Below are 265 nucleotides of genomic sequence, written 5' to 3'. Positions count from 1 at the left end.
ACTACTCCAGCCGCTTCAGCACCGCCGCGTCCCAGGCCTACAACCTCGACACCAACGGCCAGGCCGTCACGCTGGCCACCGCCCTCACCAGCTCCGGCGGCTCGCTGACCAAGTCCGGCACCGGCACACTGACCCTCACCGGCACCAACACCTATGACGGTGGCACCACGCTCACCGCAGGCACGCTGGCCCTGGGCAGCGCCGGCGCCATCGGCTCCACCGGCACCATCACCCTCGGCGGCGGCACGCTGCAGTTCTCTGCCAG

General features: G+C 70.9%; 1 protein-coding gene. It reads left to right on the top strand.

Annotated elements, in window-relative coordinates:
* Positions 1–265 (top strand): autotransporter-associated beta strand repeat-containing protein (locus tag ACG04R_RS28575; protein ID WP_394418237.1); only part of this gene is annotated, 265 nt, incomplete at both ends.

Source organism: Pelomonas candidula (assembly GCF_043555985.1).
Lineage (GTDB): Bacteria > Pseudomonadota > Gammaproteobacteria > Burkholderiales > Burkholderiaceae_C > Pelomonas > Pelomonas candidula.
Note: the sequence above shows the minus strand (reverse complement) of the source record. Positions and strands in the feature narration are given on the sequence as shown.